Origin of the sequence: Enterococcus sp. C50 (genome assembly GCF_040887505.1) — a bacterium.
In the GTDB taxonomy this organism is placed as follows: domain Bacteria; phylum Bacillota; class Bacilli; order Lactobacillales; family Enterococcaceae; genus Enterococcus_B; species Enterococcus_B thailandicus.
The window spans coordinates 369,124-394,526 of the sequence record NZ_JBFOFW010000002.1 but is presented as its reverse complement, the minus strand read 5'-3'; the positions used below and the strand labels follow the sequence as shown (position 1 = coordinate 394,526).

The 25,403-nt window shown below is 37.4% G+C and carries 22 protein-coding genes; 4 read left to right on the top strand and 18 right to left on the bottom strand.

Features of this window, described 5'->3' with window-relative positions:
* Positions 1-17 precede the first annotated feature (17 nt).
* The 10 genes from AB3I20_RS04535 to AB3I20_RS04490 form a co-directional block, all read right to left on the bottom strand.
* On the bottom strand, positions 18-164 hold the full coding sequence (locus AB3I20_RS04535; protein WP_176694877.1) for a hypothetical protein: 147 nt from the start codon (positions 162-164) through the stop codon (positions 18-20).
* A complete protein-coding gene (locus AB3I20_RS04530; RefSeq protein ID WP_368027016.1) occupies positions 148-1,476 on the bottom strand; it encodes a glycosyltransferase family 2 protein in 1,329 nt (442 codons plus the stop codon). Before AB3I20_RS04530 ends, AB3I20_RS04535 begins: the two co-directional genes overlap by 17 nt.
* Before the next feature lie 231 nt (positions 1,477-1,707).
* Entirely contained in the window at positions 1,708-3,174 is a 1,467-nt protein-coding gene (locus AB3I20_RS04525; RefSeq protein ID WP_368027015.1) for a helix-turn-helix domain-containing protein, read from the bottom strand.
* 425 nt (positions 3,175-3,599) lie between these two features.
* Entirely contained in the window at positions 3,600-5,522 is a 1,923-nt protein-coding gene (locus AB3I20_RS04520; protein WP_270344817.1) for a BglG family transcription antiterminator, read from the bottom strand.
* A gap of 87 nt (positions 5,523-5,609) precedes the next feature.
* On the bottom strand, positions 5,610-7,553 hold the full coding sequence (locus AB3I20_RS04515; protein WP_271026782.1) for a PTS fructose transporter subunit IIABC: 1,944 nt from the start codon (positions 7,551-7,553) through the stop codon (positions 5,610-5,612).
* Between the two features lie 206 nt (positions 7,554-7,759).
* Positions 7,760-8,734 (bottom strand): tagatose-bisphosphate aldolase, encoded by a 975-nt coding sequence (lacD, locus tag AB3I20_RS04510; RefSeq protein WP_176694878.1) that lies wholly within the window; start codon positions 8,732-8,734, stop codon positions 7,760-7,762.
* Positions 8,735-8,807: 73 nt separating this feature from the next.
* Entirely contained in the window at positions 8,808-9,740 is a 933-nt protein-coding gene (lacC, locus tag AB3I20_RS04505; RefSeq protein ID WP_368027014.1) for a tagatose-6-phosphate kinase, read from the bottom strand.
* Between the two features lie 15 nt (positions 9,741-9,755).
* A complete protein-coding gene (lacB, locus tag AB3I20_RS04500) occupies positions 9,756-10,271 on the bottom strand; it encodes a galactose-6-phosphate isomerase subunit LacB (RefSeq protein ID WP_067481225.1) in 516 nt (171 codons plus the stop codon).
* 23 nt (positions 10,272-10,294) lie between these two features.
* Positions 10,295-10,723, bottom strand: a complete 429-nt coding sequence (gene lacA, locus AB3I20_RS04495) for a galactose-6-phosphate isomerase subunit LacA (protein WP_067481223.1) — start codon at positions 10,721-10,723, stop codon at positions 10,295-10,297.
* 17 nt (positions 10,724-10,740) lie between these two features.
* Entirely contained in the window at positions 10,741-11,526 is a 786-nt protein-coding gene (locus AB3I20_RS04490) for a DeoR/GlpR family DNA-binding transcription regulator (protein WP_075491362.1), read from the bottom strand.
* A gap of 171 nt (positions 11,527-11,697) precedes the next feature.
* Here AB3I20_RS04490 and AB3I20_RS04485 point away from each other — a divergent pair, with 171 nt between their 5' ends.
* Genes AB3I20_RS04485 through AB3I20_RS04470 form a run of 4 tightly spaced genes read left to right on the top strand, consistent with a single transcriptional unit; the run spans position 11,698 to position 14,270 of the window.
* Positions 11,698-12,183: a PTS sugar transporter subunit IIA gene (locus AB3I20_RS04485; RefSeq protein WP_067481219.1), complete on the top strand. Its 486-nt coding sequence runs from the start codon at positions 11,698-11,700 to the stop codon at positions 12,181-12,183.
* 14 nt (positions 12,184-12,197) lie between these two features.
* Positions 12,198-12,500, top strand: coding sequence for a PTS sugar transporter subunit IIB (locus AB3I20_RS04480; protein WP_067481217.1), 303 nt, complete (start codon positions 12,198-12,200; stop codon positions 12,498-12,500).
* 17 nt (positions 12,501-12,517) lie between these two features.
* Complete coding sequence (locus tag AB3I20_RS04475) at positions 12,518-12,820, top strand: PTS sugar transporter subunit IIB (RefSeq protein WP_075491361.1); 303 nt, start codon at positions 12,518-12,520, stop codon at positions 12,818-12,820.
* Positions 12,821-12,860: 40 nt separating this feature from the next.
* Positions 12,861-14,270 carry a PTS galactitol transporter subunit IIC gene (locus tag AB3I20_RS04470; RefSeq protein WP_071869277.1) on the top strand — a complete coding sequence of 470 codons (1,410 nt, stop codon included), beginning with the start codon at positions 12,861-12,863 and terminating at the stop codon, positions 14,268-14,270.
* Positions 14,271-14,956: 686 nt separating this feature from the next.
* Here AB3I20_RS04470 and AB3I20_RS04465 read toward each other — a convergent pair.
* The 8 genes from AB3I20_RS04465 to guaC all read right to left on the bottom strand — a co-directional run bounded on the left by AB3I20_RS04465 (position 14,957) and on the right by guaC (position 25,226).
* Positions 14,957-15,709, bottom strand: a complete 753-nt coding sequence (locus AB3I20_RS04465) for a DeoR/GlpR family DNA-binding transcription regulator (protein ID WP_067481213.1) — start codon at positions 15,707-15,709, stop codon at positions 14,957-14,959.
* Positions 15,710-15,857: 148 nt separating this feature from the next.
* Entirely contained in the window at positions 15,858-17,264 is a 1,407-nt protein-coding gene (lpdA, locus tag AB3I20_RS04460; protein ID WP_067481212.1) for a dihydrolipoyl dehydrogenase, read from the bottom strand.
* Positions 17,265-17,271: 7 nt separating this feature from the next.
* The gene (locus tag AB3I20_RS04455; RefSeq protein WP_071869278.1) at positions 17,272-18,897 is read right to left on the bottom strand and encodes a dihydrolipoyllysine-residue acetyltransferase; all 1,626 of its coding nucleotides are present in this window, start codon (positions 18,895-18,897) and stop codon (positions 17,272-17,274) included.
* A 19-nt stretch (positions 18,898-18,916) separates the two neighbouring features.
* Complete coding sequence (locus AB3I20_RS04450) at positions 18,917-19,894, bottom strand: alpha-ketoacid dehydrogenase subunit beta (protein ID WP_071869279.1); 978 nt, start codon at positions 19,892-19,894, stop codon at positions 18,917-18,919.
* A gap of 2 nt (positions 19,895-19,896) precedes the next feature.
* Entirely contained in the window at positions 19,897-21,006 is a 1,110-nt protein-coding gene (pdhA, locus tag AB3I20_RS04445) for a pyruvate dehydrogenase (acetyl-transferring) E1 component subunit alpha (RefSeq protein ID WP_067481205.1), read from the bottom strand.
* A gap of 443 nt (positions 21,007-21,449) precedes the next feature.
* Positions 21,450-22,874: a PLP-dependent aminotransferase family protein gene (locus AB3I20_RS04440; RefSeq protein WP_067481203.1), complete on the bottom strand. Its 1,425-nt coding sequence runs from the start codon at positions 22,872-22,874 to the stop codon at positions 21,450-21,452.
* A 61-nt stretch (positions 22,875-22,935) separates the two neighbouring features.
* Positions 22,936-24,072, bottom strand: coding sequence for a non-hydrolyzing UDP-N-acetylglucosamine 2-epimerase (wecB, locus tag AB3I20_RS04435; RefSeq protein ID WP_067481201.1), 1,137 nt, complete (start codon positions 24,070-24,072; stop codon positions 22,936-22,938).
* Between the two features lie 176 nt (positions 24,073-24,248).
* Positions 24,249-25,226, bottom strand: a complete 978-nt coding sequence (gene guaC, locus AB3I20_RS04430; protein ID WP_067481199.1) for a GMP reductase — start codon at positions 25,224-25,226, stop codon at positions 24,249-24,251.
* Positions 25,227-25,403 lie beyond the last annotated feature (177 nt).

Genomic DNA, 25,403 nt, shown 5'->3' with positions numbered 1-25,403 from the left:
ATTACGCTAGTTAAGACTTATGCACTGATAAAGAAAAATGCTAAAATTCCTGCAATTACCACTAAATAAACCAAATTTTTTCCGAAATAACCTGCGCGATGTTCTTTCTCCGTCTGATGACGACTTGTTTTTTGATCTAACTTCAAATTATTTTGTACTTGCATATTGTTCACCTTCCAAATCTTTGTATTGTACGGAATGTACTGTTTTGTTCCATTTGTTTTGTGGCTTGAACCACGTAAAGAAGCCTACGATTTGCGCAATCATATACGTTAACGAATTATAAATAAAGCAGTAAACCAAGCGAATGAAAAACAGGATTTTTTTCCACCAAGTGTTTTTCAATTGGAAATAGTCCTTACCTTCTTCAATAAAGTAAACGGTCGGTATAATCAAAAAGTTGAATGCTTCCATTGTTAACCAGAATGTGATAACAGAAAACAAATTAGGTAAGTATTTCAACAAACGAATATCAATAATTCCTAATGCTAAAATAATTAAGTAAGCTACCGGACGAACCATTGAATAAGAATAAAATAAGGTTTCAATCTTACTCATTAGTTCATTGAAGTGTTTTGATTTAAATAACGACTTAATTTGTTTAAAAGTTGTTGAAAATGCTACATACCAGTGTCCTTGCGCCCAACGTGTTCGTTGATGATGGCTTGCTAAAAAGCTATTTGGTTTTTCATCATGGACAACTGCAAACTGATTCCAACCACTTCTTAACCCATTCATTGACAACTCCACTTGCAACTCGAAATCTTCGGTATAACTTCTTGGATTCCAGCCATGTTCCATTAAATATTTTGTGTCTAAAATAAATCCTGTGCCACCAATCGCTGCATTCCAGCCTAAAACATAATTGGCAAATTGAACCGCACGATTAGTAATAAAGTACACAGCAGAATAACCAGATGCTGTAATCGATGTAAACACATTTTTCATACCCAAATATCCTTGGATGACTACAAATTCCGGATGAGCAATACTTTGTGAATTCATTTCTGTTAAGTAGTTAGGTTCCACAATATTATCCGCATCAATAAATGCAATATAATCATACTCTTGCCAACTTTCATTATTGATGAAGCTTGCAATTGCATGTGGTTTCCCTCTTGGTTCATCAGGCTTCGATGTGTTTTCAAACACTTTTGCTTTGCCAATACTCCGTACAATCTCTGCTGTATTATCAGTGCAGTTATCAGCAATCACCACAATGTCAAATAAGTTAGGATCGTAATCCTGATGAACTAACGCTTCGACAGTTTCTTTGATTACTGCCGCTTCGTTATGCGCAGGAATCAAAAATAAAAATTTCTTTTTCGGAGCAACTATTTCATAATCTCTTTTTGGCGTGATGAGACCAAAAACAGATAATGCTGTAAAAAATAATAGATTTGCAAAAACAAGTACAATCAACGCTGTACAAATCCAAGATAGCGGTTCAAATAAATAATTTGGTAACGTAAACAATTAAAATTCCTCCTGTCCTTCTATTAAATAGTAGCACCCTCTTGGATAGTCAACTTCCCATTATTTAAAAAAAATTTTTTCAGATATTGAGAAGTCAGCCAACGAAAATTAGTATAACAAGCATAATTTATGCTTTCCTCTTCAAAATTCAAAAAATAAATGACGCTTTTTCAAATTTCATGGAATCAGTCTCTACTTATCTTTTAAAAAAATAAAAAAACTACTGAAAACTCAATGATTTTCAGTAGTTCTTCTATTTTTTTCTTCAAAAATTTTTCTTTCAAGTGCGGTGTAATTTTCTGGAAAATTACTTTGATCCCAATAATAATATCGTTGTTTTTTTGGCACCTTTTGTTTCATGAGCGAATAATTGATTAAAAGTAAATCACAGGAGTTAGTTGAAATATCCTCAAGAATAATGACTTTGACAAAGCCAAAGCTTCCCAAAAATGATTGCAAATCCTTGATACATATGATTCCCAATTCTTTAGGTAAACCAACGGTCACTGATGGCATGCGATACTTACGGTAGTGAAGTGTCAACAATACACAGAGCACCAATAAAGGTCTGCTTTTTGTTGCGACTTGTAGTTCCTCCTGTTCAATCACTTTTCCTTTCAATGCGACTAACGTTTTTTGATAGCTAGCTGGTAACAATTGTTGAATAAGCTGGATAATTTCTTTGGCTTCTTCCCCAATCAAGTTGCTGACCATTCCTGAAAAAAGCAAGACATCATACACAAACTCACTGTCACTGATGATTTCAAATTGATTTTTTTCAAGTAATCTCAGATACGTTTTGACGAACTCGGCTAATTGTTTGTTTTGTTTTAATTGTTGTCTGGCAAATACTCTCTTTTGTTCCGTGGTGATCCGCTCATTCAAGATAAACAAATTGATAAACGTGCTCAAGAATTTTTTCTCTGTACTTCTGACCTTTTTCGGTGTGTGATGCCATAATTCAGCATAAGGAGCTCCATAATCGTAAAAGAGGGTATGTAATCCGTCCTGTAACTCAAAATTCGTTAAATATTTTTTTAATAAATAGCGACTTTCCAACACATTTAATAGCAAAACCAGCTGCTGTTTTGTGATAAATGAGATATCTTGATTCGCAATCACCTGATATTTCTTTTCATTACCTAGATAAGTAAATAAATTTTCTTGCCCGCGATATCCCCACCACAATGAAAAGTAAAGAAAGGTCCGATAAGCCGTTTCTTGAAGATCGTTTGTCGTTTTAAGTGTTAGATTCATTTGATAAACTGCTAGAAGATTTTTTAGCAATTGAATTTTTCGATGAAAAGTTGAGATACTAATCAAGTGTTTTTGCGCATAACTGAGTTCATTTTTATTAGGATGACGCACTTTATAAACTAAATAGGTAAACGTAACACTTTCTTTTTTTAGCAAAAATAAACGATAACTGTCAATCGTAAATAATTGTACTTCTTGCTCCCGAAGAACCTTTCCCGTTTTTAAGATAAATTGCGATTGACCATGTTCTTGTAACTCATCTTGAATAATTTCTTTCGTCAATGTTTGTATTCCTTGATAGGAAAGATTAAACTGTTTTGCTACACTTTTTAACGAAACTTTTTGTTCTTGCACAATCAAATATTTAAATAAATGAAGTTTGTTTCGACTGTTTGACTCAAAAAATAAGGTTTCAAACATCCCGTCAACTAAATGATTCATTTTGCTCACCTATATTCCCTAACTTTTCCAATTTTATCTCCTATTATTATGTACGCAATAACGTTCAGTCCTACCCAAACTTAATTAACATATTACTTTCATCAAAATGATTGCCATAATTAACAAAAGAACTCTTTACTAAAAAAACACAATGTTTTTCTTATAATAACATTTTAACTAATTTTATTTCATAAATAAACAAAAAAAGTAACACTGCCTGAAACTTCACTAACGGGCAGTGTTACCTTAAGAAAATCTAATAATTTGAACTAACTTAATGATACCATACTTTTTTTATAATACAAATATTTCACTAATAAACTAGCAAAATGGATTTGAAAATCATATACGGAATAATGTCAGATATAAAAAAACATTTATTATTCAAAAAAATATGTTCAACTATTCTTAACTTTGGATATCTTTTACTCATAGCTAGACAACAAAGTTAAAATTTCTAACGGATGATCTGTTTGCAACAATTCGTTCATACGTTCAGGCTGCTTCTCTAAATAATGAATGACGGAGAATAATTTTTTGAATTCTGGATGTTTCAAATCATTTTTCTTGACCGCCAGCAACAAAACAACACAGATTTGCTCACCGTGCCAAGTAATTGGTTGCTTCATCGTCGCAATCGAAATCGTTGAATGCTTCACATAAAATGGATTGCCATGGGGAAGCGTGATTAGTGATGCGACCCGCGTACTTGAATGGCGATCTCGCTCTAAAACAGATTCAATAAATTCCGGATGAACATATTGATTTTCAACTAAGACATTTCCCATGAAAGACAAGATTTCTGTAGGGTCTGTTAAGTCTAAATGTGAGAAAATCAAGAATGGATTCGTGAAATTTGCCAAATCAAACGTTTTTGTTCGTTTATTTGGCACATGCTCTAGCATGTATTTCGCCAACCTCGATAAATCTGTTTCCGTAATCATCGGTGAAATTTCGATTACAGGAATGCTTTCATGTTGAAAAGGGAGCGTCGTTAAAATAAAATCAACCGGTGGAAATTCTTCAGCATTCAGCTCAGAACTATGCTCAACTAAATCCAAAATTGTCAATTCAGGAAGTTCTCGATTAAGTCTCGCTTCAAGAAAAGTTGCCATTGCCTTTGAGTATTCGCTAACTAAAATCGTTTGGTATCTCCGACTTTTTTGATGCTGGTGGCGCTCGATTGCCGCTTGGAAATGGATCGTCAAATAAGCAATCTCATCTTGCGGCACATAAAAGGGTTCTTTATCAAAATAATCCTCCAAAATCAATTGCAGAACTAAAAATAATTGCGTATACGTGCTAAAAACATTTTTCGTTAACGGATTTGAAATCGTTAATCCATAATTCAAACGAAAATAAGTGGAAGATAAATGAGAACTTAAATTTTGTGCCAAAAGCTGGTCTTCTTTCAATGAATAACCTAAGAATTGCTCAACTTGATCAATCAAATGAAGGGCTAATTCATCTGCTTCACCTTGAAAGCGTGCAGCAGACTGAGATTTAGAAAATAAGTTAGCAATTCTTAACGCTAAATAGTTGATTTCATCCGGTGAAAATTCAATTGGATACACGTTTGCTAACTTGGCTAAGACTTGGCTACTGATTTTTTGCGCTTGCGTATGATTGACTGCTTCATTTTCATCTTCACTCAATTTGACTTTTTGCAGTTGCTTCATGCGTTCTAACATAAAATAAATATGAATCTCAACAGTAGACAAGCCTGCTGGTTCCTCTAGCTGATTCTCATAGAAGACATCGCGCAACGTATGTTGGATTACTTTTAGTGTATCTTTCGCAAAAAATTCCTTCAAGGATGGACTTTGTGGATCTGCTTTTTGCATATTACGTAATGTTTTCACCAGCAGTCGCCTTTTTTCTTGCTCGTCACCGGTGATAAATGTGCCCAGTTTTGTTTTTGACACTAACGCTAAATGATGTTGTTGGAAAAAACTTTGCAAATCTGTTAATTCTTTTCTGACTGTTCGGCGACCAACAAATAATTTCTCTGCTAATTCTTCAAGACTGAGACCGTCTTTTGCAACTAACAAATGAAAAATCAACAATTGCCTTAACTGGCTTTTCTCCAGCTCTGTTTCAGTCTTTTCATTCAGCAGACGTTTGACCTGATCTTTTTCATGAGGTAAGCCAACTAGTAAAATACCTGTTCCTTTTTTTCTTTCAATAATTAAAGGTAATTGGTGCGCATTCAACCAGTCTTCGATTTTGTTTAAGTCACTATGGATAGTGCGCTCAGAAACTTGGAAGCACGTTGCTAATTCTTTGGTAGTTAAATAACTATTATTTTTTATTAATTGATAAATTAAAGATTGCTGACGTTGATTCATTAAGAAAAGAAGCTCCCTTCTGAATAAAAAAATCGACTATGATAACACATCTATTATGTCTCATCACAGTCGATTTTTCATCTTATGTTACATTTCGCTTAATAATTGATTAACAGCCGCTTTATTTTGGGCTTCCATCAATGCTTGGCGGAAGTCATCATCCATTAATTTGCGTGAAAGACGTTGGAGAATTTTTAAGTGCATATCTCCTTGGCTATTTTCTGGAACAGCAATCATAAAAATCAAATGCGCCGGTTCACCATCGAGTGATTGCCAATCAATTCCTTGTTGACTTCTCGCAAAAGCAAGTGTTGGCTTGGTAACATGGGCTGATTTACCATGAGGGATTGCGATACCCATCCCAATTCCAGTTGTACTTTCATTTTCACGAGTATAGATTGCTTTTTTAAACCCTGCTGTATCTGTAATGTGACCTGTTTTCCCTAAACGTTGTACTAAATCTTCAACAACGGTATCTTTTGTTGTTTCAGTTGTGTCTAAAACAATCGTATCATCTGTCATGATTTCTGTGATTGAATCAAAATTTTCTGGAGCAATCGTTGGTTCAGTTTCTGCGTCTTCTACTTCGTCTAGGTGCATTGCTCCGTTTGGTGTCGCAACAACTGGTGTAACTTGTAAAGTTGGTTTCAAGATTCTTAACATTAAAACAGTTACTGCGATTCCAGCAATCACTGCTGCAAAGAACATTGCCACATGATCAACTGCACCTAACACCGCTACAATTGGTCCACCATGTGCAACGTGGTCAGTTACACCTGAAAGCATCGCAATTACACTACCAGTCATCGCACCAACTACAATACTTGGAATAACACGTAATGGGTCAGTTGAGGCAAATGGAATCGCACCTTCTGTAATCCCAAACAAGCCCATCGCTAACGAAGCTTTTCCTGCTTCTCGCTCAGTTTTTGTAAATTTCGTTTTCAAGATCAATGAAGCTAAACCTAACGCTAAAGGAGGAATACAAATTGCAACTGCAATTGGCCCCATAATTGAGTAATTTCCTTCAGCAATCAATCCTGATCCAAATAAAAAGGCAACTTTATTAAATGGTCCACCCATATCAAAAGCAATCATCGCACCAAGAATCATCGCTAAAACAACTTCACTTCCACCTTGCATACCTGCTAAGAATTGTGTCAATGAATTAAACAAAAGCGCAACAGGTTCACCAATAACATAGATAAAGACAAAGCCAACTGCCAGTGAACCTAAAATCGGAATGACGATAATCGGCATAATGGATTGCAAAGCTTTCGGTACAGGAATTTTTTTGATTCCCAAAGCAATAAATCCAGCTAGGAACCCTGTGATGATCCCACCTAGGAAACCAGCGTTTGCATCACTTCCATATAAAGCACCGTTAGCTGCCAACATGCCACCGACAAACCCTGGAACTAAGCCCGGACGATCCGCAATACTTTGCGCAATAAACGCTGACAAAATAGGAACCATCAAGCCCATAGCAATTCCGCCAATACTGTTCATCGTTGCCCAGATCGTGCCTTCAGGAATTTTAATTCCTTCTGGCGTCGCTGTCCCACCTAAAGTCAATGAAATTGCAATCAACAATCCACCGGTAACAACAAACGGCACCATATAAGAAACACCATTCATCAAACTTTTATAAACTTTTTTCCCTAGTCCTTCTGTTTCGCCATTGTTCTCAGCAGAAACATCTGTCAGAGCGCTTTCAAAAACAGGCGCTTTTCCTGTTAAGATATCTTCAACTAATGTATTCGCATGATGAATGCCATCTTGAACGCCCACATTGATTAGTGGTTTACCACCAAAGCGTGATTTATCAACTTTCGTATCAGCCGCGATAATGACACCTGCTGCTTCTTTGATGTCGCTGGCTGTTAACTCGTTCTCTACACCAATCGAACCATGTGTTTCGACCTTCACTTCGACACCAAGTTCTTTCCCAGCTTTTTCTAAATTTTCAGCAGCCATGTATGTATGGGCAATTCCAACTGGACAAGAGGTGATTGCAACAATTTTTTTCATCTTTCTTCCACCTTTCTTTCTACTCACTTAGTATATAAAAACGGTTTCTTTTTATTAAGGACAATTTGATTCCGAAATAACGGAAATTTTTGGCATAAAGCTTTTACTTCAAAAAATCAAAACAAAAAACTGTAGCCGATCACTTATTCGTCATCGCTACAGTTTTTTGCTGAAAATGCTCAGTTACGTTATTAGCTAAATGTTACCTATAAGGAAACTGGCGTTGCTGTTTCCTTTAATACCGTGTTCAATGCCTCGATATTTTCTCGGCCAGTTTGGTTTAACCATTTGCGTGCAGCTACTTCCCCTTCAACAATGAATGGTTCCACACCATTTGCCCATGTTGCTCGTCCACACAAGACACCATTAAATGTTGACCCTGCCGCTTTAGCAAAGCGCAATGTTTCTTGAAACAACTCGGCAGACACTCCTGCACTCAAAAAGATAAAAGGCAATGAAGTTGCTTCTGTCTGCTCTTTGAAATAAGCCGCAGCTTCAGCTTGTGTATAAACAACTTCATCAGTTGCATACCCTTCAACATAATTCATATTGACTGGGACTTCTACTTTCAATACATCAACATGATAGCGTTCGCGAGAAAATTCTTTCATCATCTCAATCACCTTATGTGGTTTAACTTTGGCATATGCTGAAGATGCGCTATCCGCATTCTCAGCGTCATAAGAAACTAGCTCTAAGAAGAATGGCAATTCTTCTGCTTCACATTCTGATCCAATTCGTTCAATAAACGCTTGTTTTCGTTGATTGATTTCGGTAGCTTCATCCACATCGTAGTACAATAAAAATTTACAGGCATCCGCACCTTGTTCTTTTAACCGTTTCACTGACCAATCTGCTAAAAGGTCGGGTAATCGTCCCGGTGTCGAAGCGTCATAACCTGTTTTTTCATAAGCTAAAAGTAACCCAGCACTCTCCGCACGCGCTTGAGCTGCCGGCAAGCCATATTCAGGATCCAACAAAATAGCTGAAGCATACGGGGTTAATTCTTCTGAAACGATTTTTTTGAAGTTTTCAATTTGTTCATCTGTTGCGGGGGTTGCTTGATGTTTCGCAATCATTTTTTTCAATGCGCCCCGTTGGTCAATGGCTAATGCACTGATAATTTTATTTTCATCCGTTAATTGCTCAATATATGCTTGTTTTCCTTTAGTTCCAATCATTGATTTTGCACCGTCCTTATTGAGTTTCATCATCAATCACTTCAATGTTTGATGTATTTTGTCAAATAATTAGTTAAACTTTCGCAACCTTGATTTGGTTATATAAATGAGGGAAATTCATTAAGTTTACTTGACCAGTTACTGCTTCTTGCGCATTTAACATTCCTAAAACATTGGCTATTTTCAATAATTCTTCTGCACTTTTCCCTTGTTCCAACGCATAGGTGATACCGGCAACTGTCGCATCCCCTGAACCAACTGGATTCACCACGTCGATTTTAGGAATGTTTACTTGATAAAAAGTATTTCCATGCTTTGCAAAAGCGCCTTGCGCTCCCAGTGAAACAACGATCCATTCAATCCCAGCGAAACGTTCATTTCTTAATGCTTCTTTTAAAACTGGCAACTCATTGGTCACTTCAAACGCTAATAGTTCTGATAACTCTTCCAGATTCGGTTTGATTACTGTTGGTTTTTCCTGACTTTCCAAAACGGCTTGCAAAGCTTTCCCTGAGCAATCTAGTACGACTGGTTTCTTCTTTTGCTGACAAATCGCCAACATTTCACTATAAAAATCAACAGGTAATCCTGCCGGCAAACTCCCAGAGAAACTTAGAATCGTTGCATCTTCTGCCAAATGTTCAAAATGAACTAAAAAGTCTTCCGCTTCTGAAGCTGAAATGACCGGCCCTTGTTCTAAAATTTCTGTTTGTTTCCCTTCATGCAAAATGGCAATGCAATTTCGCGTCTTACCACTAATAGGTGAAAACGCATGTTTAATCCCTGCACTTGTCAATTCATGTTGGATGGCATCGCCCAGTTCACCACCCAATAAGCCACTTGCTAAGACATCGGCACCCAACTGTTCTAAGACTCTTGTGACATTTAATCCTTTACCGCCAGCAGTTTTCCTCACTTTCGAAACACGATTGACCGTATCCAGTTGAAAATGTTCCAGCGGATAAGAGATGTCAACTGAAGGATTCATTGTGATCGTGACAATCATTTTTTCACCTCCATTTTAATCGTGGTACTCGCCACGGTCCCATTTTTCTAAAAATTCATCAAAGAAATGTTCATCTGCTTGCTCTGGATGATTTTTTTCAACGTGATCGATTTTCGCAATCAAACGTTTGTTTTCAGGTGTTTCTTGGTATTTCGCTTGAATAAAGGCCTCGATAATATCACAAATCAAAAATTCTCCGGTTATTTTCCCACCAAAACCAATCACGTTCGCATTCAATTCTTCTTTCGCATAAATCGCACTTGTCATATCGCGAACTAAAGCAGAACGGACACCAGGAACTTTATTGACTGCATTATTAATTCCTACACCAGTTCCACATATACATACGCCTAAATCTGCTTCATGGCTGACAACTGCTTCACCTACTTTTTTGCCATAAATAGGATAATGTGTTCGTGTAAAGTCATATGTCCCCATATCAATAACTTCATATCCTTTGCCTTTCAAAAAATCTGAAACAGCAATTTTTACATCTGTCACAATATGGTCACAACCAATAGCTATTTTCATGAATATTTACCATCCTTTTCTTTTTACGCCATTTTATTTAACATATCTACGCGAATTTGGTGACGCCCGCCATCATAATCAGCTGCTAAAAATTCTTTGACGATATTTTTGGCTAGTCCTTCACCAACGATTTCTGAGCCAATCGTAATCATTCGCGCATTATTATGTTCTCGAGTCATATAAGCTGAACGCTCATCAGATACTTCCGCCGCTACCATACCTTTCACTTTTGTTGCTGTCATGAAACTTCCTGCACCATATCCGTCAAATGCAATTCCAAGACTTCCTTCTTCAGCTAAAACGTCTGTTGCTACAGCTAATGTTGATTCGATAAAATCAGTCGAAGCGGTTTCACTTTTGTCAACCACTTCAAAACCCTTTTTAAGTAAATATTCTTTGATCGGTTCTTTCAATTTCATTCCTTGTTCATCTGATCCAATGACGATTTTCATCTGTACTCCTCCTCTAATCAATTAAAAATTTGAGTATATTGTTCGTATTGAGTTTTCATTTCCTCTGAGATTGTGTAATCCGTAAAAAAACCATCGATTTCAGTAAGTGAATAAAAATTGTAAAAATCGCTATGGCCAAATTTATGCGCATCACCTACTAAATATTTTTTGTGTGCTTTTTCCAAGACTAATTGCTGGAACTTTCCTTCCTCAATGCTGAAGGTGAAGACGTGCTCGTCCAAAATACCATTCACGCCGACAAATGCTTTTTCGATACTTAGTTTTTGAATCGTCTCATTTGCCATAGAACCAACAAATGCACCGGTCTTCTTACGAAAAGAACCACCTACTAAATACAGCTCGAGATCTTCCTTTTTTTCTAGCAAATTAAAAACTGGCAAACTGTTCGTCACGATCCGTAACGGCCCCTCTTGAATAAATTGAGTCATTAATTCGATGGTTGTTCCAGATCCTAAAAAAATCGTATCTCCTGCTGAAATTTTTTTAGCAGCATTTTTTGCAATATACTTTTTTTCTTCTATACTGATGGCTTTTTTCTCAGTATGAGATAACTCAACCCCTGTCAGTGGCTGTTCTCTTATCGTTATCGCAGATTCGGCATATCCCTTACTCTGTGCACCACCATGCACACGCTCGATTTTACCTTGCTGAGCCAGTTCATCTAAATCTCGACGAATCGTCATATCTGACACTGGTAAATTTTTTTGAATCATTTTCACCGTAATAACGCCAAACTGCTCACACAATTCTAAAATGGAACGTTGCCGTTCACTTTTCAACATAGGCACCACCTTTCCAACGACATAATAAAACATTTGCAAACAAATATCAACACCAAAAAGCAAAAATATGTTTATTTTCTTTTGAAAAGATGCTTGACTTTCTTATGTAAGCGGTTATACTGTAGGTGTAATTGAGATATACAAACATTTTCAAACAAAGGAGGAGGAAATATGTCAACAACTACTACGTTCTTTTTCCCCGAAACAGTCTATGTTTCAAATAAACAAACCCAAACAGAGGTGTTTGAGGAAGTTTATTTAGATTTAGTAGAAAAAGAATTAGTCACTGAAGACTTTTTCGATCATTTATTAGAAAGAGAGGCCAATTATCCAACTGGGTTAGACTTATCGCCCATCGATTCATCTTTGCCAGATATTGCGATTCCCCATACTGAAAGCGAGTTCGTCAAAACGACTCGAATCGTTCCAATCAAATTAACGCACCCAATTTTATTTCATCACATGATTCGGCCATCAGACACTTTGGATGCTTCCTTTTTATTTATGATTTTAAATGAAAATGGTGCAGAACAAGCGGGTATGTTGGCAGACATCATGGACTTTATCAATTCTGTTGACAAAAAGGAGTTACAAAGATTTTTCTCATATGAAGACCCAAAGGAAATTTATACATTTTTAGAAAAGAATTTTAATTAGAGGAGTGTTCTGAAATGATCAAAATTTTAGCTGCTTGTGGTGCGGGTGTTAACTCAAGCCACCAAATCAAATCTGCATTAGAAAATGAACTAGGTAAACGCGGGTATCAAGTTTCTTGTGACGCGGTCATGATTAAAGACATCAATCAAGAAATGCTTTCTCACTACGATATTTTTGCACAAATCGCAAATACCGATCTTGGTTTCCCAGTCAACATTCCAATCGTTGATGCTGGTGCGATCTTATACCGCATCCCTGCAATGGCTGAACCTGTGTATTCTCAAATGGAACAAGCAATTCAATCAATTCAAAAATAAGAAAAGAGGAATTTCGAATGATTAACATTTTAGCCGCTTGTGGTGCAGGCGTTAACTCAAGCCACCAAATCAAATCTGCATTAGAAAATGAACTAGGTAAACGCGGGTATCAAGTTTCTTGTGACGCGGTCATGATTAAAGACATCAACCAAGAAATGCTTTCTCACTACGATATTTTTGCACAAATCGCAAATACCGATCTTGGTTTCCCAGTCAACATTCCAATCGTTGATGCTGGTGCGATCTTATACCGCATCCCTGCAATGGCTGAACCTGTGTATTCTCAAATGGAACAAGCAATCCAATCGATTCAAAAATAAGAAAAAATGATTTTCAACTTGACATAAAGGAGAAAAGAGCATGAATGCAATTATTGATATCGCAAATACGATTTTCCAGCCTCTAATCAACTTAGGGGCTGCACCTTTGATGACTATTGTTTTAACACTGATCGCGCTTTGTTTTAAAGTCAAGCCCACTCGCGCACTGGAAGGCGGGCTGAAATTAGGGATTGCCTTAACAGGGATTGGTGCAATTATTGGTATTCTAACGACTGCATTTTCGGGCGCAATGACCGATTTTGTTGAACGTACCGGTATTTCATTAAATATCACCGATGTTGGCTGGGCTCCTCTAGCAACAATCACTTGGGGCTCCCCTTACACGTTGTATTTCTTATTGATTATGGTTATCGTCAACGTTGTTATGTTGTTCTTAAATAAAACAAACACATTAGATGTTGATATTTTTGACATTTGGCATTTATCAATTGTCGGTCTATTCGCCATTTTCTGCGGAGCAAATCTATTGATTGCTACACTGTTGGTTATTTTTATCGGTGTCTTAAAAATCATCAATTCTGACTTGATGAAGCCAACTTTCAACGATTTGTTAAATGCACCTGATTCAAACCCAATGACTACCACACATATGAACTATATGATGAATCCAATCATCATGGTTTTCGATAAAATTTTTGATAAAATTTTCCCATGGTTAGATAAATATGACTTCGACGCTGCCAAATTAAATAGCAAAATCGGTTTTTGGGGATCAAAATTTGCTATCGGGATTTACTTAGGTATCTTTGTTGGCCTACTAGCTGGTCAAACACCAACCGAAATCTTCTCACTCGCATTCACTGCCGCTGTCTGTTTAGAGCTATTTTCTTTGATTGGCGCATGGTTCATTGCTGCTGTTGAGCCTTTATCACAAGGAATTACAGATTTTGCCTCAAACAAATTAAAAGGTCGGACCATCAATATCGGTTTAGACTGGCCCTTCATTGCTGGTCGTGCAGAAATTTGGGCTGCTGCCAATGTGTTAGCACCGATCATGCTTCTTGAAGCGATTGTTTTACCAGGAAATAAATTATTACCTTTAGGTGGTATCATCGCTATGGGTGTTACACCCGCCCTATTAGTTGTGACTCGCGGTAAATTGATTCGTATGATTGTCATTGGTGCAATCGAATTACCGTTATTCTTATGGTCAGGTACCTTGATTGCTCCATTCGTTACAGAAACTGCAAAAAAAGTTGGTGCATTCCCAGCAGGACTAAATGCTGACTCCTTGATTTCTCACACTACAATGGAAGGTCCAGTCGAAAAATTCTTGGGCTATTTAGTTGGTCATGCTTCTCAAGGGCAAATTGAATTTATTCTGTATGCGATTTTAGCACTTGTCGCTTACCTATTGATTTTTGTTTGGTATGCTCGTCAAATGAAAAAAAGAAATGCTGCTTACGCTGCGGAAAAAGCTACTATGTAAAAAAGGTTGTGGTGCAAAGCGGTCAGCTCTGACAAAATAATGAGCAACTGACAAAAATATCTTTTCATATTTTGAGACAGTTACGAATTATTTCGAGGAGTTGCTTTGGGAACACCGTGTATAAGGTTGTGGCGCAAAGTGTTTAGCTTCAAGCAATAAGAAATTTTTTCTAAAAACAGTTTCTCATGTTTTTATGAAAGAAAGACTTATTGTTGAAGAAGCTGCTTTGAGAACACCGTGTATGAGGTTGTAAAAGAAGTGCTCAGCTCTAATAAATAAGAATGAATTTTCAGAAATTGCTTCTCAAATTTTTGTGAAATTTAGACTTATTTAGAAAGAGTTACTTCTTGGACACCGTGTATAAGGTTGTGGCGCAAAGTATTTAGCTCAAACTATTCATCTCTGACTAGATAGTTAGCAAATACTTCAAAAATAGCTCCACGTCTTTTGAAGCAAGCGTAAGTTATAACAAAATTTTGGTTTGAGAACACCATTTATTCGAAAAACGAGACCGGAACAGAAGTAACCTAACTAGAAAAAAACGCCTAAAATCCGTTTTTGAAAACGTTGATTTTAGGCGTTTTTTAATTTGTAAAATGTGTTAAGAACGACTGGGGTTTTGTCCCAGTCTCTTTTTTTACCAGCGTCTTGGTCTTTTCTTTTATAAAAAAACTTTATAAAGAAAGCTAAACGATCACCTGAACTTCTTTTTCCAGTTTTTGGTAAGTATCATAATCGTCCTTATTCATCACAACTGCTGTAATATCTTTTAATCGATAATAAGAATAAAAATCTTGCTTCCCGACCTTGGATGAATCAATCAATAAATAGCGCTCGATTGAATTATCTAGAGCAATTGCTTGTGTTTGTCCTTCTTCAATCGTCGCAGTCATCACTTCATCATCCTTCACTGCATTGCTGCTGAAGAATGCCTTATGAAAATGCATATCTTGTAATGCTTTGTTGGAAATTTCGCCAAAAAATGATTTTGTCAGCTCACGCATTTCACCACCAACTAAGTACACTTTTAAATTTCCTTGTTTTTTACTCAATGTTTTGAATACTGGCAAACAATTAGTTACTACGCGCAAACGTTCAAATTCCATAATTTCTGCCAATAACTCAATGGTCGTCCCAGGTCCCAGAAAAATTGTTTCATCTTCTTTGATTAGTTGCACAGCCTTTTGCGCAATTTCCTTTTTCTCTTCGCTATTAATAATTTGTTTGTCACGATGAGAAAGCTCGGCATGTTGATAAATATTTAGACTTCGCGCGCCGCCATGAACCCGTTTCAGGCGTCCTGCTTCTTCCAACTCTGTTAAATCTCGGCGAACAGTCATGTCAGAAACCGATAGACGTTCAACAATTTCACTCACTTTAATCGTTCCTTTTTGATCTACTAAAGCTACAATCGCATTCCAACGTTCTTCTTTCAACATTTCAATCGCTCCGTTTACTATAATCTTTCTCCATTCTACGATAAAAAAAGTGTTATGTATAACAAAACTCCCTGATTTCCTTCTCTAGCTAACAAAAAAGATGTACGACATCAACTGTCGCACATCTTAAAATTCATAAACTGATTTTTTAGATATGAATTGGTAGCCCTAAAGCTAATTCAGCTGTATCCATTGTAATTTCACCAAGAGACGGATGTGGATGAATTGTTAAAGCAATATCCTCAGCATTCATGCCTGATTCAATTGCCAAAGCAAGTTCAGAAACCATGTCACTTGCTCCAACACCACCAATTTGCGCACCAATAATCACGTGATCTTCAATTGTTGTTACTAGACGCAAGAATCCTTCTGTTTTTCCTAATGAAATAGCACGTCCATTACCTGCAAATGGGAATTTGAACGATTTTGCTTCAATCCCAGCCTCTTTCGCTTCTGCAATCGTCATCCCAACACTTGCTAGTTCAGGATCAGTAAATGCAACAGCTGGCATTGCTTTGTAATCAACAGCAACTTTTTTACCAGAAATAGCTTCAGCAGCAATTTTTGCTTCATAACTTGCTTTGTGAGCAAGCGCCGCACCAGGAACAATATCACCGATTGCAAAAATATTAGCCACATTTGTTCGGCCTTGTTTGTCAACGGGGATCAATCCACGCTCGCCGATTTCAACACCAGCTTGTTCCAAACCAAGATCATCCGTATTTGGACGACGACCAACTGTAACCATAACAAAGTCAGCTTCAACTGATTGTTCTTTGCCGTCTACTTCATATTTCACTGTTACGCTATCACCATTGTCAATTGCTTCTTTCGCCATTGCTGAAGTGACCACTGTAACATTTTTCTTTTTGAAATCATCAGTAACTAGTTTAACCATGTCTTTTTCATACGTTGGTAAAATTGAAGGTGAGCCTTCTAAAATTGTAACTTCTGATCCAAGGTTTGCATAAGCACCACCTAATTCAGCACCGATAACACCGCCACCGATAATCACAAATTTCTTAGGAACTTCTTTCAAGTTTAAACCACCAGTTGAATCTAACACGCGTCCACCAAATTTAAATCCTGGAATTTCGATTGGACGAGAACCAGTTGCAACAATTGCGTTGTTAAATGAGTACGTTTGAGCAGAATCAGGATGAATAACACGTAATGTGTGGTCATCTACAAAGAAAGCTTCTCCTTCGATGATTTCTACTTTATGTTTTTTAAGCAACATTCCAACACCACTTGTCAAACTTTTAACAACTTGATTGTCTTTCCAATCTTGTGTTTTAGTAAAGTCTAACTCAACACCTTTACTTGTTACACCAAATAAAGTTGAATCTAATGATTCTTGGTAATGATGACCGGCAGAAATCAAAGCTTTAGAAGGAATACATCCTACATTCAAACAAACTCCACCGATATACTCACGTTCAATAATGGCAACTTTTTGTCCCATTTCTGCGGCACGGATGGCAGCTACATAGCCGCCAGGTCCAGCACCGATTACAACTGTATCTAACTCAATGGCAAAATCTCCTACTACCATTTTCCACTCATCCTTCCATCAATAATAATTCTGGATCTGCTAATAAACGTTTGATGTTATTCATTGCTTTCTGTGCAGTTGCACCGTCAACGATTCGATGATCAAAGCTTAATGATAATTTCATCACGCGACCAACAACGATTTCACCCTCGCTATTCACGACTGGTTGTTGTGCAATTGTACCCACACCTAAAATAGCAACTTCAGGGTAGTTGATAACTGGTGTAAACCAACCACCACCAACAGAACCAATATTACTGATTGTAATTGAGCCATCACGCATATCTTGGGCAGAAAGTTTACCATCGTGCGCTAATGCTGCTTTTTCATTGATTTCATCAGCAATCGCAAACATACTCTTCATGTTTGCATCTTTGATATTTGGTACATACAACCCGTGGTCCGTATCAGTTGCAATACCAATATTGTAGTAATGTTTGTACACAATTTCTTGTGTTTTGTCATCAATTGACGCATTCAACACTGGGAATTTCTTCGCAGTTGCTGTCAATGCTTTAACAACATATGGTAAGAAAGTTAATTTTGTGCCATTTTCAGCAGCAACATCTTTAAATTTCTTACGGTGATCCCAAAGTTTTGAAACCTCAACATCATCATGTAAAGTTACATGTGGTGCTGTGTGTTTGCTATTAACCATCGCTTTAGCAATTGCTTTACGTGTTGGTGTTAAAGCTTCACGAGTTTCACGCTCTGCTTGACCAGACTTGAATGCAGCTGGTTCTGCTTTTGGTGCAGCAGCCGGTGCTTCTGGCGTTGCTTTTGCAGCTGTTGGTGCTGCTTCTGGTGCAGTCGCTTGAACAGGTGCGCCACCTGAAGCAAATTGATCGATATCTTCTTTTGTGATACGGCCACCTTTTCCAGTAGCAGTTACTTGTGAGATATCTACATCTTTTTCGCGAGCATATTGACGAACAGAAGGCATTGCAAGAATGCGTTTTGATTCGTCAGCTGTAGCAACAACTGTTGATGGCGCAGCTTTTGTTTCTTGAGGAGCTGCCGCAGCTGGTGCTTGGGTACTTGGTGCTGAAGATTGACTTGTGTTATGTCCTGGTGCATCGATTTCTACCAAAACATCACCCACATTTGCCACAGTACCTTCTGGAACTAATACGTTTTTGACTGTTCCAGTAACAGGTGATGGAATTTCTTCAACTGATTTGTCATTTTGGACTTCTAATAATGTATCATCTTCGTTGATTGTGTCGCCTGCTTTAACAAACCATTTTACGATTTCGCCTTCTGCAATTCCTTCACCGATATCCGGTAATTTAAATTCAAAGACGCCTTCACTAGAACCTTCAGCTGTTGGTGTTGCAGCAGGAGATTCAGGTGTTTGTTCTTGAGCGGGAGCAGCTGGTTCGCTATCTTCATAACCAGGTGCATCGATTTCTACTAAAACATCACCCACATTTGCCACAGTGCCTTCTGGAACTAATACGTTTTTAACCGTTCCTGTAATAGGAGATGGAATTTCTTCAACTGATTTGTCGTTTTGAACTTCTAACAATGTATCGTCTTCATTGATCGTGTCGCCTGCTTTAACGAACCATTTTACGATTTCGCCTTCTGCAATCCCTTCACCGATATCCGGTAATTTAAATTGATAAGCCATGAATTTTCCCCTTCTTTTCTTAGAATTCTGCGATTTCTTTGACTTTTGCTTCAATATCAGAAGCGTTTGGTAACCAAGCATTTTCCGCTTGTCCAAATGGGAAGACAGTATCAGGTGCAGAAACACGTCCGATTGGTGCTTCTAAAGAAAGAATCGCGCGTTCTGAAATTTCAGAAACCACTTGTGCGGCAACGCCTGCTTGTCTTTGTGCTTCTTGAACAACAACTACACGGCCTGTTTTTTCAACAGATTGAATGATTGTTTCAATATCAAGAGGAGCAACTGTTCGTAAATCAATAATTTCAACCGAAATATTTTCTTGCGCTAATTTATCCGCAGCCTTGATTGCTTCACGAACCATTGCACCGTAAGTAATGATTGAAACATCTGATCCTTCACGAGTTACTGCTGCTTTATCCAAAGGTACTTCATACGCTTCATCTGGCACTTCCTCACGGAAAGAACGATACAGTTTCATGTGTTCTAGGAAAACAACTGGATCATTACTTCTGATTGAAGAAATTAATAAACCTTTTGCATCATAAGGATTTGATGGAATCACCACACGAATACCAGGTGACTGTGCAATCAATCCTTCTAAATTATCTGAGTGCAATTCTGGTGTATGCACACCACCACCAAATGGTGAACGAATCGTGATTGGTAAGTTTCTTGTTCCACCCATGCGATAACGCGTACGCGCCATTTGCGCAACAACTTCATCCATTGCTTCAAAAATAAAGCCAAAGAATTGAATTTCAGGAACTGGACGGAATCCTTCTAAAGCTAAACCAAACCCAAGACCTGCAATCCCTGATTCTGCTAAAGGTGTATCGAACACACGATCTTCACCAAATTTTTCTTGCAATCCTTCTGTTGCACGGAAAACCCCTCCGTTTTTACCAACATCTTCACCAAAAATGACGACATTTTCATCATGTTCTAGTTCAAGTGCTAAAGCATCAGTGATTGCTTGAATCATTGTTTTTTGTGCCATGATTATTTCGACTCCTTCGCTTCATAGATTGCAATTTGTTCTTTAATTGTTTGTGGTGATTCTTCAAACATATTCTTCAAGAAATCCGAAACTTTTTGTTTTGGTACTTTATCAGCTTCTGCAATTGCTTCTTTAATTTCTTCTTTTGTTTGTTCAATTACTTGTTCTTCTTTTTCTTCAGACCATAATCCTTTTTCAACTAGATAGTTACGGAAACGAATCAATGGATCTTTCTTTTGCCACTCGCCATCCATCTCTTTTGAACGGTAACGTGTTGGATCATCACCTGATAAAGTATGTGGACCATAACGATAAGTCAATGTTTCAATCAACACAGGACCTTTTCCGCTAATTGCCCAATCACGAGCCATTTTTGAAACAGTATAAACAGCTAGTGGATCCATTCCATCAACTTGGATACCAGGAATTCCAGCTGCAACAGCTTTTTGTGCTAATGTTTTAGCAGCTGTTTGTTTTTCACGAGGTGTTGAAATTGCAAAACCGTTATTTTGAATATAGAAAACAGCATTTGCATGGTAAGCACCCGCAAAGTTAATTGCTTCGTAGAAATCTCCTTGTGAAGAACCGCCATCACCAGTATAAGTGAAGACAACGTTTTTCTTGTTACGTTTTTTCAAGCCTAGTGCTACACCAGCAGCTTGAACGTACTGTGCACCAATAATAATTTGCGGTGGTAGAGCTTTCAATTCTTCCGGATATAAATTACCAGCAACATGTCCACGAGACCATAAAAACGCTTGCGTTAATGGTAAGCCGTGTTGAACAAGTTGGGGAACATCACGATAACCAGGTAATAAAACGTCTTCTTTGTCAAAAGCAAATGCACTCGCAAGTTGGCTTGCTTCTTGGCCTGCTGTAGGCGCAAAAAATCCAAGACGTCCTTGACGGTTCAATGCTGTTGAACGTTGATCCAAGACACGTGACCAAACCATTTTTGTCATTAACTCAACTAATTCATCATCTGATAAATCAGGGATCAAATCTTCATTTACAACTTTTCCATCTTGATCAAGTGCTTGATAAACTGGAAAATCTGAATTGACTTCATCAAGTAAAGCCTGGAAGTCGATTGGTGCTTTTTTGTTTGCCATTTGTCACACATTCCTCTCTCGTCTATAAGAAATTCTCTTCTAGCTACGATTGAAACAGTAATAGAATCTGTATCACTATTTAACCGGCTTCATACATAAATTATCATGTATCATGGAGAAATACAAGTTATAAGCCCATAAATTCACGATAATTTTTTATAAAAATAATCCTTGCTACATCAGCGATAGTGAATTGAATCACAAACAAGAAAGCGGTTTACATTTTACTTAAAAAAATCCTCCGTATTTTAATAGCAAAACATCGAACTGTTTCTATTTACAAACCTTGTTGTTACAACTTTTATAAAAGTTTATTCTCGACGCATTCTAGGATCGTGCATAACTTTACAAACAACTAATGAAGCTGTTATACCGAACTTCTGTAAAAAAATTCATCAACAAAAAAACAGCATAGAAAAATCACTATGCTGTTACAGTTTTCTTTATTTTTTTAGCATTTCTGCTGCTTGGTTCATTAATTCACTAAATTTTGGTAACTCTTCTTCTGATAGCCGACTGAAGTTCAATCGCAACCCGTTCACTTCTTCTCCAAATAATTGCGCTGGAGCAATCCCTAACCCTTGCGCAATTAATTCATCCGCAATCTCCGTTGATAATTGCTTACCTTCCCACGTCAGCCAAGCATAGTAACCACCTTTTATTGGATGTAACTCAAAAAAAGTTTGCTCCTTCGACCAATCAATCAATCGTTGACTTCGCTTAACTAATTGTTGCCGCACTAATGACATTTTCGAGAGAAAAGCTTCATCAAAAACACTCGTTGCTAACATTTGTGAAACGATACTTAGTGAAAACTCCATCATTTCTTGTGCATTTGCTAAGCGAGCGATTAATGTTTCAGGACCTAATACCCAACCGATTTTTGTCGTTCGACCTAAAACGCGTGACAAAGAACCAATATATAAGACATTATCTGGATCAAGTAACCGTAGCGGTTGGACCTCATTCATCTCCGAAAAAGAAAAATCAGTAAAAACATCATCTTCAATAATAGGCAATTGGTATCGACGACATAATTGCACAAGCGCTTCGCGTCTTTTCTGACTCATGACTTTTCCCGTAGGATTTTGAAAATTAGGATTGACTAAGACAGCTTTTACCTGATTTTTTAAAATTGATGTTTCTAACTGCTTCAAATCAATTCCTTCTTCATCCATCGCTACACCAAAAAGGCGAATCCCCGCTGCTTTAAACAAAGGAAGACGATAGAAAAAGGACGGTGATTCTACCGCGATTGCATCTCCTGACGACAAAATGGTTTGCAAAATCAAAAAAATAGCTTGCTGACCGCCACCCGTGACCAAAAGTTGGTCCGCAGCAAATGTCAATTGAAGTTCTTCTTTTAAATATCCCGTGATTTTTTCTTTCAAAGGCAAGTAGCCATAGCGATTCATTCTCTTTTCTTCCATTAATATATCTGCTAATGAATAAGAGGGAAATTGAAAATCAGGCAATAACTCATTCGGCATTTCACTAGAATACAAATCAAGAAACGCACTGGTTTGCTTTTTTCCACGATTGATTTTTTCTTCATAATGATTAATTGACTGCTCATATCGATGAGCAATCAGTTGACGCCAGTCAATTCTCGGAATGGAAAACTTGCCCCATTCCGTTTGATTGACGTAACGTCCACTACCTTGTTTACTTGTCAAAATTCCAAGCGCACGTAACTCTTCCAATGCATGAACCACGGTGGAACGATTCACCCCGAAAGCCTCTGCTAACTTCCGTTCCGAAGCAAGTCGCTCTCCTGGATTTAATTCGCCTTGTTCGATTTTCCGCATGATTTGATCCATCATTTGTCGATATGCAGGTCCTTGTGCCTTATCAATTTTTTGCCACATGAGATCTCCTCACTTACTTTTTATCTCTAAAAAAAGAATAAAACTTACGAAAAAATAACCATTATTCAAAATCAGTTGGTCGGTTTTCTTCTATATTAAAGTAATACGCCATTGCATCTAAAATACGTTGACTTGCTTGGCCATCCCCATATGGATTGGAGGCATGCGCCATTTCTTGATGTGCTTCTTTGTTTTCAAGCAAACGAGTTGTTTCGTCATAGACAGTTTCTTCATCTGTTCCAACCATTTTCAAAGTACCTGCCTCAACACCTTCTGGGCGCTCTGTGGTATCACGCAAGACAAGTACCGGTACGCCAAGTGATGGTGCTTCTTCTTGAACACCACCAGAATCCGTCAAAATCAAATAACTTCGTGCTGCAAAATTATGGAAATCGACAACGTCTAAAGGCTCAATCAATGATACATTAGCTAAATCCCCCAGAATGCCAATTGCTTCTTCACGTACTTTTGGATTGCGATGCATCGGAAAAATAAATTTCACTTCTGGATGTTCATTGGCAACACGCGCAATTGCTTGGAATACTTGACGCATTGGTTGACCGATATTTTCGCGACGATGCATTGTCACCAAGACCATTTTATCCTCTTTTGATGCTGGTAGATGTTCACTTTGATATTCATCATCAACAGTGTAGCCCATTGCATCAATTGCAGTATTCCCAGTTACAAAAATAGCGTCTGTTGGATGATTTTCTTTTTCTAAGTTTTCTTTGCTTTGACTTGTTGGTGCAAAATAAATATCACTTAAGACATCTGTCAATTGACGATTCATTTCTTCAGGGAATGGCGACCACTTATTCCAAGTTCGCAAACCCGCTTCCACGTGACCAACTTTGATTTGTTGATAGAACGCTGCTGTCGCACTCGCATAAGTCGTTGTTGTATCTCCATGAACTAAAACGATGTCTGGTTGTTCTTCTAATAACACAGGTGTCAAATCATCAAGAATTCTTGAAGTAATTCCTGCTAAAGTTTGTCCACCTTTCATCAAATTCAAATCATAATCAGGAGTAATTTCAAATACTTCTAACACTTGATCAAGCATTTCCCGATGCTGCGCCGTAACGGCAACTTTTCCAATAAAGCGTTCATCTTTTGCAAGAGCTTTAACTAAAGGCGCCATCTTAATCGCTTCTGGTCTTGTACCAAAAACAGATAATACTTTTACTTTTTTCATAACTTCCATTCTCCTTTTCTTTCCATCTTCTATTGTAGCTGAATTTTCGAAAAAAAAGAAATAAAAATAACAAATTTTTGCGTAACCTATTTTCTCAATCCAAAAAAAAGAGCATCAGACAAAAATTCATCTGACACTCTACTTACTACTATTTAAGATTGAAAAATTTTTCTATTTTAAATTGTATCTCCATTAAAAATAGAATTCTTCACGATTACATAATCCACTTTGCGAATCGCTTCTAAGTCACGTCCACCTGCATAAGAAATTGAAGATTGTAAATCTTGTTGCATTTCAACTAACGTATCTTTTAGTGAACCTTTGTGTTGAATCCAAATTTTCTTACCTTCAACGTTTTTCTTTTCGCCTTTTTGAAATTCAGAAGCGGAGCCAAAATACTCTTTATAAACAACTCCATTTTCAACTTTTGTTTCGCCCGGAGATTCTTCGTGTCCAGCAAATAGTGAACCGATCATAACCATCGTTGCACCAAAACGAACTGATTTCGCCACATCTCCATGTGTCCGAATCCCGCCATCTGCAATAATTGGTTTACGAGCAGCTTTTGCACACCATCTTAACGCAGCTAACTGCCAGCCACCTGTTCCAAAACCTGTTTTGATTTTCGTGATGCAAACTTTTCCTGGTCCAATGCCAACCTTTGTTGCATCAGCGCCAGCATTTTCTAATTCACGAACTGCTTCAGGTGTCCCAACATTTCCCGCAATCACAAATGTTTCAGGAAGATGTTTTTTTATATGTTGAATCATGTTAATTACTGAATTGGAATGCCCGTGAGCAATGTCAATTGTGATGTAATCTGGTACTAGATTTTTTTGTGCTAATTCTTCAACGAAAGCATATTCGTTTTCTTTTACACCGACACTAATTGATGAGATATATCCTTCTTGTTTCATTTTTTTTATAAATGGGATACGCGCTTCTTCATCAAAACGGTGCATAATATAAAAATAGCCGTTTTTTGCTAAAAATTCTGCAATTGACTCATCAATAATTGTTTGCATGTTTGCAGGTACTACTGGCATTTTAAATGAGTGCTTACCTAAAGTCACTGTTGTGTCACACTCTGATCGGCTATTTACGATACATTTATTCGGAATTAGTTGGATATCTTCGTAATCAAATACTTTCATCAAATTGTCCTCCTAATGTTCAGTTCAGTAAAACACGAACATTCTTCGTTTTATTCAGGCGTTTTTTAGCGCCCTATGTAATTTAACTCAACTAAATAAAAAAATCAAGCGAAAACCATGAACATTTTACGAATAATGCGTTTTCTTAGACTTTTTTCAATAATCTATTCCTTTAAA

Excerpts from the sequence above, each read along its gene's own strand:
- AB3I20_RS04535 (WP_176694877.1), bottom strand. The coding sequence starts at position 164 with ATGCAAGTACAAAATAATTTGAAGTTAGATCAAAAAACAAGTCGTCAT.
- AB3I20_RS04525 (WP_368027015.1), bottom strand. The coding sequence starts at position 3,174 with ATGAATCATTTAGTTGACGGGATGTTTGAAACCTTATTTTTTGAGTCA.
- AB3I20_RS04520 (WP_270344817.1), bottom strand. The coding sequence starts at position 5,522 with ATGAATCAACGTCAGCAATCTTTAATTTATCAATTAATAAAAAATAAT.
- AB3I20_RS04515 (WP_271026782.1), bottom strand. The coding sequence starts at position 7,553 with ATGAAAAAAATTGTTGCAATCACCTCTTGTCCAGTTGGAATTGCCCAT.
- lacD (WP_176694878.1), bottom strand. The coding sequence starts at position 8,734 with ATGATTGGAACTAAAGGAAAACAAGCATATATTGAGCAATTAACGGAT.
- lacC (WP_368027014.1), bottom strand. The coding sequence starts at position 9,740 with ATGATTGTCACGATCACAATGAATCCTTCAGTTGACATCTCTTATCCG.
- lacB (WP_067481225.1), bottom strand. The coding sequence starts at position 10,271 with ATGAAAATAGCTATTGGTTGTGACCATATTGTGACAGATGTAAAAATT.
- lacA (WP_067481223.1), bottom strand. The coding sequence starts at position 10,723 with ATGAAAATCGTCATTGGATCAGATGAACAAGGAATGAAATTGAAAGAA.
- AB3I20_RS04490 (WP_075491362.1), bottom strand. The coding sequence starts at position 11,526 with ATGTTGAAAAGTGAACGGCAACGTTCCATTTTAGAATTGTGTGAGCAG.
- AB3I20_RS04485 (WP_067481219.1), top strand. The coding sequence starts at position 11,698 with ATGTCAACAACTACTACGTTCTTTTTCCCCGAAACAGTCTATGTTTCA.
- AB3I20_RS04480 (WP_067481217.1), top strand. The coding sequence starts at position 12,198 with ATGATCAAAATTTTAGCTGCTTGTGGTGCGGGTGTTAACTCAAGCCAC.
- AB3I20_RS04475 (WP_075491361.1), top strand. The coding sequence starts at position 12,518 with ATGATTAACATTTTAGCCGCTTGTGGTGCAGGCGTTAACTCAAGCCAC.
- AB3I20_RS04470 (WP_071869277.1), top strand. The coding sequence starts at position 12,861 with ATGAATGCAATTATTGATATCGCAAATACGATTTTCCAGCCTCTAATC.
- AB3I20_RS04465 (WP_067481213.1), bottom strand. The coding sequence starts at position 15,709 with ATGTTGAAAGAAGAACGTTGGAATGCGATTGTAGCTTTAGTAGATCAA.
- lpdA (WP_067481212.1), bottom strand. The coding sequence starts at position 17,264 with ATGGTAGTAGGAGATTTTGCCATTGAGTTAGATACAGTTGTAATCGGT.
- AB3I20_RS04455 (WP_071869278.1), bottom strand. The coding sequence starts at position 18,897 with ATGGCTTATCAATTTAAATTACCGGATATCGGTGAAGGGATTGCAGAA.
- AB3I20_RS04450 (WP_071869279.1), bottom strand. The coding sequence starts at position 19,894 with ATGGCACAAAAAACAATGATTCAAGCAATCACTGATGCTTTAGCACTT.
- pdhA (WP_067481205.1), bottom strand. The coding sequence starts at position 21,006 with ATGGCAAACAAAAAAGCACCAATCGACTTCCAGGCTTTACTTGATGAA.
- AB3I20_RS04440 (WP_067481203.1), bottom strand. The coding sequence starts at position 22,874 with ATGTGGCAAAAAATTGATAAGGCACAAGGACCTGCATATCGACAAATG.
- wecB (WP_067481201.1), bottom strand. The coding sequence starts at position 24,072 with ATGAAAAAAGTAAAAGTATTATCTGTTTTTGGTACAAGACCAGAAGCG.
- guaC (WP_067481199.1), bottom strand. The coding sequence starts at position 25,226 with ATGAAAGTATTTGATTACGAAGATATCCAACTAATTCCGAATAAATGT.